At 63.6% G+C, this 15,835-nt stretch carries 11 protein-coding genes; 8 read left to right on the top strand and 3 right to left on the bottom strand.

Annotation, left to right across the window (positions count from 1 at the left end):
- Positions 1–56 precede the first annotated feature (56 nt).
- The 5 genes from uvrA (at position 57) to RGQ06_RS18125 (ending at position 7,546) form a co-directional block, all read left to right on the top strand.
- Positions 57–2,912 (top strand): excinuclease ABC subunit UvrA, encoded by a 2,856-nt coding sequence (gene uvrA / locus RGQ06_RS18145; protein ID WP_432427787.1) that lies wholly within the window; start codon positions 57–59, stop codon positions 2,910–2,912.
- 42 nt (positions 2,913–2,954) lie between these two features.
- Positions 2,955–4,283: a sugar transferase gene (locus tag RGQ06_RS18140; protein ID WP_432427786.1), complete on the top strand. Its 1,329-nt coding sequence runs from the start codon at positions 2,955–2,957 to the stop codon at positions 4,281–4,283.
- Entirely contained in the window at positions 4,280–5,296 is a 1,017-nt protein-coding gene (locus tag RGQ06_RS18135; protein WP_432427785.1) for a glycosyltransferase, read from the top strand. Before RGQ06_RS18140 ends, RGQ06_RS18135 begins: the two co-directional genes overlap by 4 nt.
- The gene (locus RGQ06_RS18130) at positions 5,286–6,470 is read left to right on the top strand and encodes a glycosyltransferase (RefSeq protein ID WP_432427784.1); all 1,185 of its coding nucleotides are present in this window, start codon (positions 5,286–5,288) and stop codon (positions 6,468–6,470) included. Before RGQ06_RS18135 ends, RGQ06_RS18130 begins: the two co-directional genes overlap by 11 nt.
- A gap of 503 nt (positions 6,471–6,973) precedes the next feature.
- Positions 6,974–7,546 (top strand): class I SAM-dependent methyltransferase, encoded by a 573-nt coding sequence (locus RGQ06_RS18125; protein ID WP_432427783.1) that lies wholly within the window; start codon positions 6,974–6,976, stop codon positions 7,544–7,546.
- 6 nt (positions 7,547–7,552) lie between these two features.
- On the opposite strand, the gene RGQ06_RS18120 is transcribed toward RGQ06_RS18125, so the two are convergent.
- Complete coding sequence (locus RGQ06_RS18120; RefSeq protein WP_432427782.1) at positions 7,553–8,647, bottom strand: hypothetical protein; 1,095 nt, start codon at positions 8,645–8,647, stop codon at positions 7,553–7,555.
- A gap of 293 nt (positions 8,648–8,940) precedes the next feature.
- On the bottom strand, positions 8,941–10,569 hold the full coding sequence (locus tag RGQ06_RS18115) for an ABC transporter ATP-binding protein (protein ID WP_432427781.1): 1,629 nt from the start codon (positions 10,567–10,569) through the stop codon (positions 8,941–8,943).
- Positions 10,570–10,790: 221 nt separating this feature from the next.
- On the opposite strand from RGQ06_RS18115, the gene RGQ06_RS18110 reads away from it, so the two are divergent.
- The 3 genes from RGQ06_RS18110 to RGQ06_RS18100 all read left to right on the top strand — a co-directional run bounded on the left by RGQ06_RS18110 (position 10,791) and on the right by RGQ06_RS18100 (position 14,356).
- Positions 10,791–12,092, top strand: coding sequence for a glycosyltransferase (locus RGQ06_RS18110; RefSeq protein WP_432427780.1), 1,302 nt, complete (start codon positions 10,791–10,793; stop codon positions 12,090–12,092).
- A 52-nt stretch (positions 12,093–12,144) separates the two neighbouring features.
- The gene (locus RGQ06_RS18105; RefSeq protein WP_432427779.1) at positions 12,145–13,098 is read left to right on the top strand and encodes a hypothetical protein; all 954 of its coding nucleotides are present in this window, start codon (positions 12,145–12,147) and stop codon (positions 13,096–13,098) included.
- A gap of 172 nt (positions 13,099–13,270) precedes the next feature.
- Entirely contained in the window at positions 13,271–14,356 is a 1,086-nt protein-coding gene (locus RGQ06_RS18100) for a glycosyltransferase (protein WP_432427778.1), read from the top strand.
- A 74-nt stretch (positions 14,357–14,430) separates the two neighbouring features.
- Here the strand turns inward: RGQ06_RS18100 and RGQ06_RS18095 are convergent, their stop codons facing one another.
- Entirely contained in the window at positions 14,431–15,165 is a 735-nt protein-coding gene (locus tag RGQ06_RS18095) for a class I SAM-dependent methyltransferase (protein ID WP_432427777.1), read from the bottom strand.
- Positions 15,166–15,835: the final 670 nt, after the last annotated feature.

The raw sequence follows: 15,835 nt of genomic DNA, 5'->3' as shown, positions 1-15,835 counted from the left end.
CCAGACGAACGTATGTTCCCACCCGTGGCCAGCACCCGGCGCTAGCCTCGTCCCTCGTGGCCGACAAGCTGGTGGTACAGGGAGCGCGGGAGCACAACCTCAAGGGCATCGACCTCGAGCTCCCCCGAGACAAGCTCATCGTCTTCACCGGCCTGTCCGGTTCGGGCAAGTCCTCGCTCGCGTTCGACACCATCTACGCCGAGGGTCAGCGCCGCTACGTCGAGAGCCTCTCGGCCTACGCCCGCCAGTTCCTGGGGCAGATGGACAAGCCCGACGTCGACTTCATCGAGGGCCTCTCCCCGGCCATCTCGATCGACCAGAAGTCGGCCAGCCGCAACCCGCGGTCCACCGTCGGCACCATCACCGAGGTCTACGACTACCTCCGCCTGCTGTTCGCCCGCATCGGCGTTCCCCACTGCCCGAACGACGGCACGCCGGTGTCCCGCCAGACGCCTCAGCAGATCGTCGACCGCATCATGGAGATGGAGGAGGGCACCCGCTTCCAGGTGCTCGCCCCCGTGGTCCACGGCCGCAAGGGCACCTACGACACGCTGCTGGAGGACCTGGCCAAGCAGGGGTTCGCCCGGGCCATCGTCGACGGCGAGCTCGTCGAGCTGACCGCCACGAGCGAGCTCGAGCTCGAGCGCTACGAGATGCACACCATCCAGGTCGTGGTCGACCGGCTGGTGGCCAAGCCGGACATGGCGCGGCGCCTGACCGACAGCCTCGAGACCGCGCTCGCCCTGGCCGACGGCGTGGCCGAGATCCAGATCGTGCCTCGCGACCGGGAGCCGGAGCCCGAGGACACCCTCACCTTCAGCCAGCACTTCGCCTGCCCGACGTGCGGCATGTCGTTCCAGGACCTGGCGCCCCGCAACTTCTCGTTCAACTCGCCCTACGGCGCCTGCCAGGCCTGCGACGGTCTCGGCACCCGCTACGAGGTCGATCCCCAGCTCGTCGTCCCCGACCCCGACCTGCCGGTCGACGAGGGCGCCATCGCTCCGTGGGCCGGCGGGCACTCCACCTACTTCCACCGCCTCGTCGAGGCCGTCATGTCCGAGGTCGGCATCGACCCCGGCACGCCGTGGAAGGACCTGACCAAGAAGCAGACCCAGACGCTGCTCTACGGCAAGGGCGTCTCCAAGGTCACGGTCACCTACAAGAACCGCTACGGGCGCACCCGCACCTACAACGCCAACTACGAGGGCGCCATCCCGTACCTGTCGCGGCGGCACACCGAGGTCGACTCCGACTCCCAGCGGGAACAGATCGAGGGATACATGCGGGAGGTGCCGTGCCCCACGTGCGAGGGCAAGCGCCTCAACCCGATCTCGCTGGCCGTGCTCGTCGACGGGCACAACATCTCCGACGTGTGCGACCTCTCCATCGGGGAGGCGTCCAAGGTGCTGGCCGGCCTCGAGCTGTCCGAGCGGGACAAGATGATCGCCGAGCAGGTGGTCAAGGAGATCAACGCCCGGATGGGCTTCCTGCTCGACGTCGGTCTCGACTACCTGACGCTCTCACGGAACGCCGGGACGCTGGCCGGGGGAGAGGCCCAGCGGATCCGCCTCGCCTCCCAGATCGGCTCCGGGCTGGTCGGCGTGCTCTACGTGCTGGACGAGCCCTCCATCGGCCTGCACCAGCGGGACAACCGCCGGCTTATCACCACGCTCGTCCGCATGCGCGACCTCGGCAACACCGTCATCGTCGTCGAGCACGACGAGGAGACCATCGCCGAGGCCGATTACGTCGTCGACATCGGCCCCGGCGCGGGCGAGCACGGCGGAGAGGTCGTCCACTCGGGCACGTACAAGCAGCTGCTGAAGAACAAGGACTCGATCACCGGCCAGTACCTGGCCGGCAAGCGGTCCATCCCCATCCCCGAGCAGCGCCGCTCGCCCTCGCTGGACCGCGTCAAGGTGGTCGGCGCACGGGAGAACAACCTGCGCGACGTCACCGTCGAGTTCCCCCTCGGCGTCTTCACCGCCGTCACGGGTGTGTCGGGGTCGGGCAAGTCGACGCTGGTCAACGAGATTCTGCTGAAGTCGCTGATGCAGCACGTGTACAAGTCGAAGCAGCCGCCCGGCCTGCACAAGCGGGTCGAGGGGATGGAGAGCCTCGACAAGGTCATCGCCATCGACCAGTCGCCCATCGGCCGCACGCCCCGGTCCAACCCCGCCACCTACACCGGCGTGTGGGACCACGTTCGCAAGCTGTTCGCGGCGACGAACGAGTCGAAGGTCCGCGGCTACCTGCCCGGCCGGTTCTCGTTCAACGTCAAGGGCGGCCGCTGCGAGGCCTGCGCCGGCGACGGCACGATCAAGATCGAGATGCACTTCCTGCCCGACGTGTACGTGCCGTGCGAGATCTGCAAGGGCCAGCGCTACAACCGGGACACCCTCGACATCACCTTCAAGGGCAAGAACGTGGCCGAGGTGCTCGACATGCCGTGCGAGGAGGCGCTCGAGTTCTTCTCGAACCAGCCGTCCATCGCACGTCACATGCAGACCCTCGTCGACGTCGGCCTCGGCTACGTCCGCCTCGGCCAGCCGGCCCCGACCCTCTCGGGCGGCGAGGCCCAGCGCGTGAAGCTGGCCTCCGAGCTGGCGAAGCGCTCCACCGGCCACACCATCTACGTGCTGGACGAGCCGACCACTGGCCTGCACTTCGAGGACATCCGCAAGCTGCTCACGGTGCTGTCTCGTCTGGTCGACCAGGGCAACACCGTGCTCGTCATCGAGCACAACCTCGACGTGGTCAAGACGGCCGACTGGATCATCGACCTCGGCCCCGAGGGCGGCTCCGGCGGCGGCCAGATCGTGGCCGAGGGACCACCGGAGCACGTCGCTGCGGTCACGGGCAGCCACACGGGCCAGTTCCTCGCGCCCATCCTCGGCGTCGAGCGCGGCTGACGGTCCTCAAGGGGCGTGCCGGTTCTGCCGTAACCTCCAGGTGTGAGGCGCCTGGCTCGACCCGTGATGTACGCCGGCGTCGTCGCCGTCGTCCTCGGGCTCGGCAAGTACCACGCCAGCACGGCAGGTGACTACGACTTCACCACGTCGACCCGGTTTACCTGGGCCTTCGCGTACATCGCCCTCCTCTGCCTGGCCGCCTACGGCCTCGGCCTGCCAGAGGTGCCCCGCACGCTCCGGAGCCGGCTGCCGACCTCGCTCATGGCGTCCTTCTCCGGGGCCGTGGCCATGTCGGTCGTCCAGCTGTTCGTCGGCGACGCCCTCCTGCCCCGCTTCGTGGTCTTCGGCGCCGCAGCGCTGCTGGTGCCCTGGTACTACGCCATGTCGACCCTCGCCGGCGCGGGCCGGACGTCCCTCGAACGTCGCGATCGCGTCATCGTCGTCGGACCGCCCGAGCTCGCCGCCGAGCTGACGGCTGAGCTGGCCGGCAACCCGGAGAAGCCGGCATCCGTGGTTGCGCAGCTGTGCGAGGAGGATGCGGCCGACACTGGAGACGACCGACGTCCACTCGTGGTTGCGGCGGACGCGCACGCGGCGACCGTGCTGGTCCTGAGCGGGCCGGCCCAGGCCGACGAGCGCATCGTGGACCAGGCGGCGGTGCTTCACGAGACCGGGGTGCGGGTGCGGACGCAGTCGCTGTTCTACGAGGAGTGGCTGGGCAAGATCCCGGTGGCCGATCTCGGCCGCATGTCGCTGTTCTTCGACATCGGTGAGGTGCACCGAATCCAGTTCGGCCGGGCCAAGCGCATCGTCGACGTGGCCGCCGGGGTGGTGGGTGTCGTCGTGCTGCTCGTCGCCATCCCGGTCGTGGCGATCGGCAACCTCGTCGCCAACCGCGGTCCGCTGTTCTACGCGCAGGAGCGCGTCGGGCGCGGGGGAGCGGTGTTCCGCATCCTGAAGTTCCGCTCGATGCGGGACGACGCGTCGGCGCCGACCGACTGGACCTCCGAGGACGACCCGCGGGTCACCTCGTTCGGCCGGGTGCTCCGACAGAGCCACCTGGACGAGCTCCCCCAGGTCTGGAACATCCTCCGCGGCGATCTCAGCCTGGTCGGCCCCCGGCCGGAGCAGCCCCGCTACGTTGCCGAGCTCGTGGAGAAGCTGCCCTTCTACGACATGCGCCACATGGTGCGGCCCGGCCTGACCGGCTGGGCGCAGGTGAAGTACGGCTACGCCGGCGACGAGCGGGATGCGCTCGAGAAGCTGCAGTACGACTTCCACTACCTCCGGCGCCAGAGCCTCGGCTTCGATCTGAAGATCGTTGGCCGAACGACTAGATCGATCCTCGGCATCGAGGGACGGGGACGATGAACGAGGTGCCACTCGTGACGGTGCTGGTTCCGGCGCGAAACGAGGAACGCAGCATTTCGCGCTGTCTGCAGGCTGTGCTTGCTCAGGACTACCCGCACGACCGTATGGAGATCGTGCTTGTCGACGGCCATTCGACGGATCGGACCGCTGTGCTCGCAAAGGAGACGCTCTCCGCCGGAGACATCCGTTCGCAAGTGCTTGCGAATCCCCTCGGTACCACCCCCAGCAACCTTAACGCCGGTCTCGCGGTTGCGTCCGGTGGACTGGTATGTCGCGTTGATGCTCGCAGCATTGTGCCTCCCAACTATGTGCGTCTCTGCGCCGAACTACTCAGGGAGCGAGAGGACATCATTGTGACCGGCGGCGCACAGATCGCACTCCCGCTCGATGAGTCGGATCGCTCCGCCGGCATCGCAAGGGCGCTCAACAACAGGTACGCCATGGGCGGCTCGCGGTATCGGTCAGGAAGGCGTTCAGGACCAACCGATACCGTCTACCTCGGAGCGTTCCGAACCGCCGACCTCCGTGAAGCAAACGGCTGGGACGAAGCCATGCTCACCAATCAGGACTACGAACTCAACCGACGCTTGGGTTCTCACGGAGTTGTGTGGTTCGACGACCGCTTAGCTGTGGGGTATATCCCTCGTCAAACCCTTCGAGCGCTCTGGGCGCAGTACTTCCGCTTTGGGCGTTGGAAGGTGCGCTATTGGCGGCGCACTGGCGACCGCCCTCAGTCGCGACAACTGCTCGCACTCTTGGCGGTTCCTATGGCGCTGGGGTTCGTGGGTGTCTCGGCAGCTAGGTCAAAGCCTCGCTATCGGCGTTGTCTCGCAGTTGCTGCAGGCACAATTGGCCCCGTATGGATAGTGGACGCTCTCGGTTCAACATCTTCAGCTAACCGAAGAGTGCGCCTTGTGAGTAGCGTGACGCTTGTACTGGTTGTCGGCGGGTGGCTAGCCGGGGTCGGTGCCGAAACCTTTGCCAGCAGATCGCGGGGCAAGCATGATCAGTAGCCTGCGACTTGTTTACGTTGTCTCCAAGTGGAATCAAGAGACAGAGACCTTCATACGTAGAGAAGTCGCAGCAGCACTCGACTCTGGTTGTGATGTTCAAGTCGTCAGTCTTCGGTCGCCCGGCCGGCCAGACGGGATCGTCGACGAATCATCGATTTCGGTCCTCGTGCCGACGTTGGGTGCGTTCGCACGGCGAATCGCCCCGGCGGTGGTCAGTCGGCCCTCCGCCGTCCTAGGCGGCCTCTGGCGGATCCTCCGGCTTGGCCGGCCCGGTACGTGGTTGCCGCACCTACGCGCATGGGGTGCTGCGATTGCAGTGCGAGGAAGTATCGAACCCGCGCATATCGTCCTCGCTCACTTCGCGTGGCTATCCGCCACCGCCGCCGATAACATCGCTCAGCAGAACGGTCTGCCATACGCGGTGTTTCCGCATGCGCACGACATCTATGAACGGAGGTGCCGTGACAGATACTTGGGGGACCGTCTCCGCCGCGCTTCGGCAGTATTCGTGGAGTCAGAGACAATCGCTGAGGACGTGCGTTCTAGCTTCGGAGTAGACCCGACGGTGATGCGAATGGGAGTCCCAGACGAGTACTGTGTGCGCATTACGGACGATCTTTCGCCCGACCCTACGAAGGTGGTCTCCGTCGGGGCTCTTCGGCCCAAGAAGGGGCATGACCTCTTGATTCGGGCGGTGGCAGAACTTGATCAGGTTTCGCTTGATATCGTCGGAGAGGGTGCGGAACGGCAGAAGCTAGAAAGGCTCGTGCTCCAGCTCGGTGCGACGGACCGCGTGCGGTTCAGAGGTCACGTCGATCAATGGACGATTACTGAACTGCTCGATCACGCAGCAGTGTTTTGTTTGGCGAGTCGCGTAACCGAATCTGGCGACCGGGACGGCGTCCCGAATGTTCTCATCGAGGCCATGGCCCGCGGCGTGCCCGTCATTGCCACGAAGGTGTCCGGGATCCCCGATCTCTTGGCGGATGGACGAGGGTCGGTCGTGGCTGAGGGTGATGTCCCAGGCTTGAGGAATGCGATAGCTGAGGCGTTGGCGGATCCATCTGACGCCCGAGAACGGGCGCAGTCAGCGCTTGAACACGTGAGGGAGAACTACACAACGACGTCCAACTGGGTCCGCATGGCGTCGGTCCTCCGCGACAGAATCGGCTGATGGCTGCTCGTGGGCATCCTGGAGGTTCTGCGCAAGGAGTGGGCGGACGGATCGTCGGTTCGTTGCTTCGGCGTCTATGAGTGTCGTTGAGATGCGTTCTTGCGGCTCAAGGATCGATGGACCGCAGCCAGCACGCACCAATGCCGATGCATTCGAAGCTGAGTCTTCCGACACGGGCCCGAAGGCTCAACGCCGAACCCTCCTGTGACGCGTCTAGAACGTCCGTCTGCCGCGGACTGTGCGTCCCGTCACATCGGGGACCGGCGCCGGATCATTAGCCCCGGTAAGTCGGACTCAGACCAGAGCGAAGACTGTCCATCCTCCGAGGTATTTCGGAAGCCCAGCTGGTGCGCTGTTGTTGGCTCTGGGACCACGAGACGCTCGGTGCCGATTGGTGATGGGTTGGGGAGGGCCACACGGCGCCAGCCCGTCGAAGGGCGCACTTGTCACGTTGCTCGGATGCCTCCCCGTTGACGCAGGGAGTGGCGGGTACTGTCCAAACGGTGATCGACCGCACATTGAACGAGAACGTCAGAGCAATTGCAAACCTGCCTGAGAGACCGCGGACAGCCTTGGAAGTCGGAGCCCTCCCTGATCGCTATGGGGTGTTGGCGAACCTACCGGACATTCCGGAGCGGCTGGGGATCAACCTGGGTTTGGAAGGCTCCTGCGATGGGTTGGAGGTCGTGCGCGGCGATGCGCGGGAGTTGCCGTGGCCTGACGGCTACTTCGACCTTGTGGTCTGTGCCTCGACCCTTGAGCACATCCCGGATTTCTGGCGGGCGTGCGCCGAGATGAAGCGTGTCCTGGCGGCCAGGGGGACAGCACTGATCTCCACGCCCGGGTTCGCTGAGTTACGCGGGGAGTCACGCATGCACAGGCTGGCAAGACGTCTCGGACTTCCCGACGTAGCGGTTCGCGGCACCGTGACCATGCGCGTGCACGACACCCATGACTTCTATCGGTTCTCGGAGGATGCCTACCGCGAGGTGATTATGTCCGGCTTAGAGGACGTGCGCATCTGGCGCATCATGCTGCCACCACGAATCTTTGGGATGGGCACGAAAGGCGCATGACGTGGTTCAGGAGAGGGCGCTGTCGAGGTGCGATTGAAGGATGCCGACGACTTGGGCGGGCACAGTGCTTGGTGGCACGGACACCTCAAGCACTCTTGCTTGAGCCAGCGCCGACCGGATGACAGCTGAGGTCCGTGTCGCCAAAGCACTCTCCGACGGAAGTATGGTGGTGATCCCCAAGGCTTCCAAGCCGGCGAGGACAGGGCGGTAAGGGTCGATCTCGTGGAGGATCACCCTGGTGATCTCTTCGACCACATGCTCACGGTCCAACTCGTGTGCTCGCAAGTCGCCGCTGTCGATCCGACGAAGAAGGACTGCTAGGGCGAGCGTGGCTTGGTTCGCCGTGCGTCCTGGCCCGAGGAGTTGCTCGGCGGAGACCCGTCGACGGCTGCTCTTCGGACCGTACCGACGCGCGTGATACTCGAAGTGCAGGCGGTCAATAGGAGATCGACTGCTGAGCAGGCGGTGACGGAGGACAGGGTCGCCAGCGAGGTTATAGGCGTAGATCTGCATGCGCTTCGGGTGGGCATGAATCGTTCCATCGTCCGCAAGCACTGCGAGGTCATCACCTAACAGTGACCATCCGTGTTCGAGGACAAGCTTGAGTGCCGTGCTGGTCTTGCCTACGCCGCCCTCAGCGAACAGTGCCACGCCCCTGCCGTCTCGAGCGACGGAACTGGCGTGGGCGAGGGATTGACCTCGATCGAGTCCCGCGATGTGGGCGAGATGATCCATTGGACCGTAGATGACGCTCTTTGCGATGAGTTCGTCACGGGATAGGTAGTTGAAGTTCCGTAGGCGTTGCACAAGCGGAGGGATCGATCGGCCAGGGGTCGCGACGATGGCCACATCCCATCGGTTCGTTCGGCGAGTGACCTGATATGTGATGCGCCCGGCCCCGACCCGGTAGGCGACCTGCGACGCCTCGCCGAAGTCAGTCGTTCGAGGGTTGTCCAGACCCGGCAGCCTGTCGACGAAACGAAAGCCGATGTCGGGCGTCGTCGTCGCTTGGCGGGGGAACTCAGCGCGCAGTTGGCCCGCTCCCGGGTGGTCGCCGTCGATGGCGAATGTGAGCCGACCGAGCGAGTGGGTCGAGGCCATGACCCGCAGGCTACGCGCCGCCGACCCCCATGCCTGCTTGCAGAGCGATACCGGCGAGAGCCTTCGGATTGCCCGATCGCAAAATGGTGACCCCAGGAAGTCAACAGCCGGCGGCGTGAGAGTGTTGCGCAGACAACAATCACGACCAAGTCGGGATCCTGGGCCCGACAATGCGGTCATCGGCGGGTGCTCGGTCCAATGAGGATATCCGTCCACCCGCGAAGCCAGCCAGCCTAGGGCGATCTGCCGCAGATGACCCCGACAGGGATATCGAGTCGCAATGGCTCTACGCTTCAGAGTGGACGCGCTGCCGGCGAGTGCTGGTCGGCCTCACCGACTGTGGTGGCCTCATGCGCTTGGCTCAGGAGCACTTGTGCCTCGTCCAACGACTCTAACAGCCTCGTTGTGCCGCCTTCCATCGCGAAGACTCGATCACAACACCCAAGCGTGGTCAGCCTGTGCGCCACGATGAAGCAAGTCACATGCCCCTTCAGACGGACTATCGTCTCTTGGAGAAGCGCCTCTGATCGAAGATCGAGGGCGCTGGTGGGCTCGTCGAGTATCAGCAGTTCCGGCCGTCCGAGGAGCGCTCGAGCAAATGCGAGGCGTTGCCGCTGACCACCAGATAGGCCCGAGCCTCGCGGGCCGAGAACGGTCTGCATGGCCTGCGGGAGACTCCTGATTTCGTCCAGCAGTCCTGCCTCGTGCGCCACTTCTTCGATTTGGCCGATCGTTGCGTCTCGAAAGAACGCAATGTTTTCGGCGACTGTGCCTTCGAAAAGCCGCGGCTCCTGGGGAACAAAGGACACGAGCTTGCTCCAACTCGGATCGTCGATCTCTTCGTACCTGAGACCTCCAGCGGTGACGTCGCCGGATGAAGGTGTCCGCAGTCGGAGCAACACCTGGGCGAGAGTCGACTTGCCGCCGCCCGATGGCCCAACAAGGCCGATGCATTCCCCTTGCTCAATGTGCATCGTAACGCCGCGCAGGGTTGGCACGCCGGGGCTGTACTCGTAACTGACTCCTCGCAGGTCCAGGTCGCCCAGGTGCCCGACCGCTGCCAGACCCGCTTCAGGGGTCGCGGCCTCCAGGGAACGCATCCGCCGGCAGAACTCTTCGAGTCCCGGCGCTTGTTCGTTCATTCCTTGCAGCGCGGTGTTCGCATTCTGAGCGTACGCGAGTGACCGAACGATGAGCAGGACAACAGTTCCTGCAGCGGCGAGCTCGGTTCCGTCAGACAAGTACAGGACGCCGGCGGCGACTACCAAGAACAGCACCGCAAGATCTCGCAGTAACCACGACCCGGCTCGAGCGAGGAACCTGCTCCGCCGTAGCGCATCCGTTGCGGCCCGATTGTGAGTGGACAGCGTCTCCATACGCTTCCTCGCCACCCCGAACACGCGTAGTTCGAGCGCGAGTCCCGTCCACTCTGTGATCGCTTCTGCGAACCTGCTGTTGACTTGCACGTAGTCATTCGCTCGGCGCCGTGTTGCTGACGCGATGGGATGGAGCGCAAGAAAGAGCATCCCTCCGAAGAGGAGCACGATCGATGTAACGAGTGGCTGCAGGATTGCGGCGACACCGAGCAGCATCGCCAACGGTATGAGCGACGAAACGAGGGTGCTCAACGACACCACGAGCTGGCCGATCTGGTAGGAGATCGTCGTTACCGTCTCTTGCAAGGCGCCCTCGCGGTCCGCTGACTGTTGTGCCCATGCGGAGGCTGAATACGTCTTGATCGCACGATCGCGAGCGCCTCGCAGACTCACCGCGGCGACGTCGGCCGTCAGCCAGGCGGAATGCAGGTGGATCAACAGAACGACTACGCCTGCCCCGGTTGCGACAAGCAGCGATACGCCGGCGCTTGGATGCAACGAGCCGACGATCGGAAGGTTGATCTCGACCGTACGGTCGTCGTCCACGATCGTGAGGGCTGTGTTTAGTACCAGGACGAGCAGAACTGCCTCGAGCCCGCCAGCGAGGACGGACTGCACTGCGACGATCGCGGCTCCGACCTTGCCTCGTCGGGGGACGACAGAGCGAAGTTCTGCGACTGTGCTGCGGAGTGTGCCCTGAGGGGAGGAATGCTTCCAATCGTCCGGCGACGTCCGAGGAGTGGGGGCTGGCACGTGCCCGAGACTAAGTGTCGGGGGCGACCTCCGTGCGTACTGTGGGGGTCGTGACGGATCAGTTGCGACGGCGTGGTCATCCAAAGATCGCCGTCGTCACCGATTCCTTCCCTCAGCCTTCTGAGACGTTCATACTTGACCACGTCACATCACTGATCGATCGAGGATGCGACGTCAGCGTCGTGGGCTCGCCGCCAGCGACGGGGACGGTGGTCCATGAGTCGTACTTCCGATACGGGCTCGAGAATGAAGTCATCGTCCGGCGGGAGCCACGGAGCCGAGCCGGCGCGTTCGTACGTTGCGCCGTCGAGAGCGCGAAAGTCGTAGCGCGACGCGAGTCGGTTGGTCGGCTAGTTGATCGGTACCGCTCGTCGCCCGCACGCGCCGCCGCTCTCTTGCGGGAGCTTCCACCGGCCCGGGCAATCGCAGGTCACGATCTCGTCCATTGCCACTACGGCTGGAACGGTCGTCGCATGGCGGACGCACTGGAGGTGGTAGGGGGGAGGGTCCCTCTCGTCACCACCTTTCACGGCTCGGATGTATCGAGGATGCTCGAAGAGGAGGGGCCGCGCCTGTACGACTCGCTGTTCGAGCGCGGCAATGTCTTCCTCACCGTGAGCGAATACTTCCGACAGCGTCTGCTCGGCCTAGGTGCGCCGCCTGAACGAACGATCGTTCATCACATGGGAGTTGATACGGCGCAGTGGGCGGGAATTCCCGCTCCTCCGTCCCGATCTGGGAAACCACTGAAGGTTCTCTCGGCCGCGCGCCTCGTTGAGAAGAAGGGGCTTGAGTTTGCACTGCGCGCCGTCGCGCGCTGTCTCGCTGAGGGTGTCGAGGTCACGTATGTCATCGTTGGGGATGGGCCGCTGCGGAAGGACCTAGAGTCGCTTTCTCGTCGTCTCGGGCTCGCGGAGACAGTTCGCTTCCTGGGGATGCTGGACCGGGACGCCTTTCGTCAGCAACTCGCCTGGTCGGATGTATTGCTTGCTCCGAGCGTGACCGCCGTTGACGGCAACATGGAGGGCATACCGGTCGTGCTGATGGAAGCTATGGCTGCCGGGCGGTGCGCAGTCTCCACCGTCCATAGTGGTATTCCTGAACTTGTCACGTCGGGCGTGAGCGGCCTGCTGGCGGAAGAACGCAATGTTGAACATCTCGTCGAGCATCTCACAGCACTGTTCTATGATCGATCGCAAATCGTGGAGTTGGGATCAGCGGCGCGGAGAGTCGTGCGAGAGCAATTCGATGCCGACATCCTAGCCGATGACTTGGTGAGACTCTATTCTGACATCATTCAACGGAGCGTTTCCTAGATGCTTTGCATTTCGACCAATAGGCGCCTTAAGTCCCTGTGAGGGTGTGGCGGTGTCAGTGTCCCTCAACTCCGATAAGGACAGGTCTGAAGTGACGAATGAAATCAAGACTGTGCTTGTCTTGACGGCCACTGTGGGTGAACCGCAGTTCGAGGCTGGTCAAGAGTCCCTGCGCCTGCAGGCGGGCGTTGACGTCGAAAGCTTCGTGATCCGAAGCCTTGGTAAGGCCGAGGCCCACCAGGTCATGCTGGAGAAAGCCCACAGCGCTTGTGCTGATCGCGTCCTGAAACTCGACGGTGATATGGTCCTTGCAGCCCCTGATTCCATGCTCAGATTGTTTCAATTGGCAGATGTCAACGGATCTCCTGACAGGCTGTCAGTGCCAGTATTCGACTGGTTCACTCGGCATGACCTCCATGGTGCGCATTTCTTCCGACCGTCTGCTGTGACTGCGGACCATGTCGAACCGCTCCACACTGACCGGTGGTTGCGGGAGGTGGGCGGCGTGACGGTCCGACGACTGCCGAACCCTGTCATCCTGCATGCTCCGAACCCTGACTTGGAGCAAGCGGTGCGGTACGGACTCCAACGCGGTCTCAAATTGCGCACTGAAGGTCCTCGATCTCCGCACTGGTTGACCGTATATCGCCTTGTGAGGGCAGCCCGGCACGACCCTGCCGTCGAGCGCTCGGCGTGCCTTGCTGCGATTGCCCTCGTGCTGTCGAGCGAGGGCGTCGGCGTGTCTCCCGATCACCTCGATCACGGTGGCGACGCCTTTCGGGAGGCTGTCGAGTACCTCTCGCAAGAGGACATCCAACAACACCTAGCCGAGCGTCTTCTCGTGCGGTTCGGCTATCTCCGTTCCTATAGGGGGCTCTATAGGCATCCGCTCGTGGCGCTTGCAATGCTGCTCGCTCAATCGGTTCGTCGCCGCGAGGTGTCCGTCAAGGATGTGCTGCCACGCGTGACCCGGAATAACAAGCGGCCCGGCGGTTCTCCGGTATGACGCAGGAAGGACGCTCCAGCCGTGCCAATTCGACGAGGCTCGCCGGCACTGTCTGGAGCGGCGCTATAGCCTTAAGTCGCGAACACGTGAGCCAAGCCTCGTCGGGTGCACCAGGCCGGCGGGCCGGAGGTCCATCAAAGTTGTGCGCTCTTCGAAGTGCTCAGACTGCGTCATGCTGAGGGTTCTCCACGTCATCGGCCCCATGCGGACGGGCGGAGCACAGACACAGCTTCTCGGTTTGGTGCGTGCGGCGCACGGAAAGTTCTGGGACGCAACGGTGTGTGGAACCTCACCCGGATCGATGACGTCCGAATTCGAGGCTGCGGGAATACCGGTGTCGGAGCTTCGTCGCTGGGGTAGCCCCGGTCTCATTCGAATGGCCCGTCTGCGACGAGTAGTCGCGAAGGGCAGTTTTGATGTGGTGCATTCGAACTTATGGCAGAGCAATCTCTATACGCGACTGGCAGTTCTCGGAGTCCGGCAGAAGCCGAAGATCGTCATCTCCGAGCGTGGTGTGGACTACGAGCGAAGCGGTCTCTACCGGTTCGTGGACCGACGACTTCGGTCGCTGACGGATGCTTGGGTCGGAAATTCCGTCACTGTCGTTGAGTTCATTGAGCATGCCCACACGCTTTCGCATGGTCAAGTTGCCCTCATCCCGAATGCGATTGACCGAGAGATTTTTCGTAGTTCGAGCACTGAGCGAGCTTCGTCGGGCCCACTACGAGTGGGAACCGTCGGACGTTTGACTTGGGAGAAGGGGCACGAGGTCCTGATCGAGGCTGCACGAATTCTGGTTGACCGCGGCCACTCATTTGAGTTCTGCATTGCTGGGGAGGGTCCCCGGCGGGAGGAACTCGAAGGACTCGCGTCGGGGTTGCCGGTGACGCTTCTCGGTGCTCTAGAACCAGGGCGGCAGGTGGCAGGATTCCTCTCAAGCCTGGACATATTCGTGTTAGCGAGTCATCAGGAGGGCCGCCCCAACGCCGTGCTTGAGGCGCTCGCGGCAGGTATCCCGGCGATTGTTTGCGATGCCCCCGGATCCGTAGAGGCGCTGGACGATGGTGGGATTGTAGTGTCGAGGGGTGATCCGAGAGCGTTGGCGGACGCTCTCCTCAAAGTGGCTGCAGACCTTCCGGCGGCTGAGCGTGTGGCGCGAGCAGCGGGCGATCGAGTACTTGATTTCGATCAATTGGCTCATCGCTATCTTGAGTTGTTCAACCAGCTCTGCATCGAGGCAATAGATCCAACTAAATGATGCTGGTTGCTGAGCATCGGCGCCCTGGAGGTAAACAAGCATCTCTCACGCATCAGGAGCCCTAGCCAACAATTTCAAAACTCGGGTCGGATCGCGACCACCAAGTAGCTGGGAGATGCGTAATGTCGTGAGCCCCGGCGAGTTAGAAGCCAGTCCAGTGGCGCGCAGATCGAATTAAGAAGGGCGAGGATGAGGGCAGCAACGGTTCGAGTGAGTGACCCGCCTCGTCGCCGGAGTCCACCGATTGGATACGTGGCAAGTGAGATTGCGGTGGTGAAGAGCTCACCTTGCCGGTGCACGCGCTGGACCGTCAGTCCGGCGTCTTCCACGGTCTGTACGAGCCCTTCCTCGGTCCAACGCCAGTAGTCGTGAGGATCTGGATGGTGTGGCCAAACTCCATGTGTCGACAGCAGCAGGGTCCCGCCGGGTTGGAGAATGCGAGCTGCCTCTCTCAATACCCCAACAGGATCCCTCACGTGTTCCAGCTGCTGAGTCGATAACACTAGGTCTGCACACGACTGGACGAGTGGGGTTGCCTCCGCCCAGGCGATCGCATGCGGACGGCCGTGTGAGCTGGTGAGGTCAAGTCCAACGTACCCCCCATCGAACAGTTCCCGGTATGGCGCGGAGCCGCAACCCAGGTCGATTGTGAGTGACGGCGATGCGATGGAAACCTCCGCCCTCAACTGACGGGCGAGGAGCGCAAGATGCCGGTAGCCGTGGTGTGAACGGCTTGGACGAAGCCGAGGTCGGTCCACGTCGTGCGGCGTTGCCCAGGGCGGATCGTCGTGACGCGACTGGGGTCTCATCTCTGCGTCACCGATCTGAGGGAGCCGAACGCGCCCAGGTGTTCTGATCTGACGTGGGGCGGATTGTGGGCGTGGGTCATGCTGCATACTGCCTGAGTCGCAAGGATCGAGAGCATCATTCTGCCTTCCACGCAAGTGAGTCGAACCTCCGCACGGGTGGGCTGTGCGTTATCGAGCCGGGCAGGACGGCGACTGATGAGTAGGAAGATTGGGCACGCAACCGTTCAGGAGGAAGTCAAGTTGGGAACGAAGACGACCCGATCGAAGTTCTAACCGCAAGCCACTTTCAGCCGCCCCAACCTCTCGTAGACTTCTTGGAGAAGCATCCCGGAGCGCGGGTCCTTGACGGGGTTGTGGGGCGAGGAGACTTGGTGCTGTGATTGCGTCGCATGGGCTGGGGACGCTCTCGGGGTCGACATCGCGGATTCCTGCATCGACAATGGCCGGCGCAGCTTTGGTCGTCTGGGTGTCGATCCAGGTGCCCTTCTGCACATGTCTGAACTAGACGTTGGTTCGCATCAATACGACGTAGCTGTCTCGTACATGGTGCCTGAGCAGGTTTCCGATCTGAGCGCAGCGGCCCGAGACATGCGCACGGCGTTGGTGCGCGGCGGGAGCGCGCTTCACTTGTTCCCTGGTCGGGTACGACCGGTCGAGCCTCACGTAGGTG

Source organism: Salinilacustrithrix flava (genome assembly GCF_041228405.1).
GTDB classification, from domain to species: Bacteria; Actinomycetota; Acidimicrobiia; order Acidimicrobiales; family Salinilacustritrichaceae; genus Salinilacustrithrix; species Salinilacustrithrix flava.
This window is presented reverse-complemented; position numbering and strand designations above follow the sequence as displayed.

Bases quoted from the DNA above. Each gene is read 5' to 3' on its own strand.
- RGQ06_RS18135 (WP_432427785.1), top strand. From the start codon at position 4,280: ATGAACGAGGTGCCACTCGTGACGGTGCTGGTTCCGGCGCGAAACGAG.
- RGQ06_RS18130 (WP_432427784.1), top strand. From the start codon at position 5,286: ATGATCAGTAGCCTGCGACTTGTTTACGTTGTCTCCAAGTGGAATCAA.
- RGQ06_RS18120 (WP_432427782.1), bottom strand. From the start codon at position 8,647: ATGGCCTCGACCCACTCGCTCGGTCGGCTCACATTCGCCATCGACGGC.
- RGQ06_RS18100 (WP_432427778.1), top strand. From the start codon at position 13,271: ATGCTGAGGGTTCTCCACGTCATCGGCCCCATGCGGACGGGCGGAGCA.
- RGQ06_RS18095 (WP_432427777.1), bottom strand. From the start codon at position 15,165: ATGAGACCCCAGTCGCGTCACGACGATCCGCCCTGGGCAACGCCGCAC.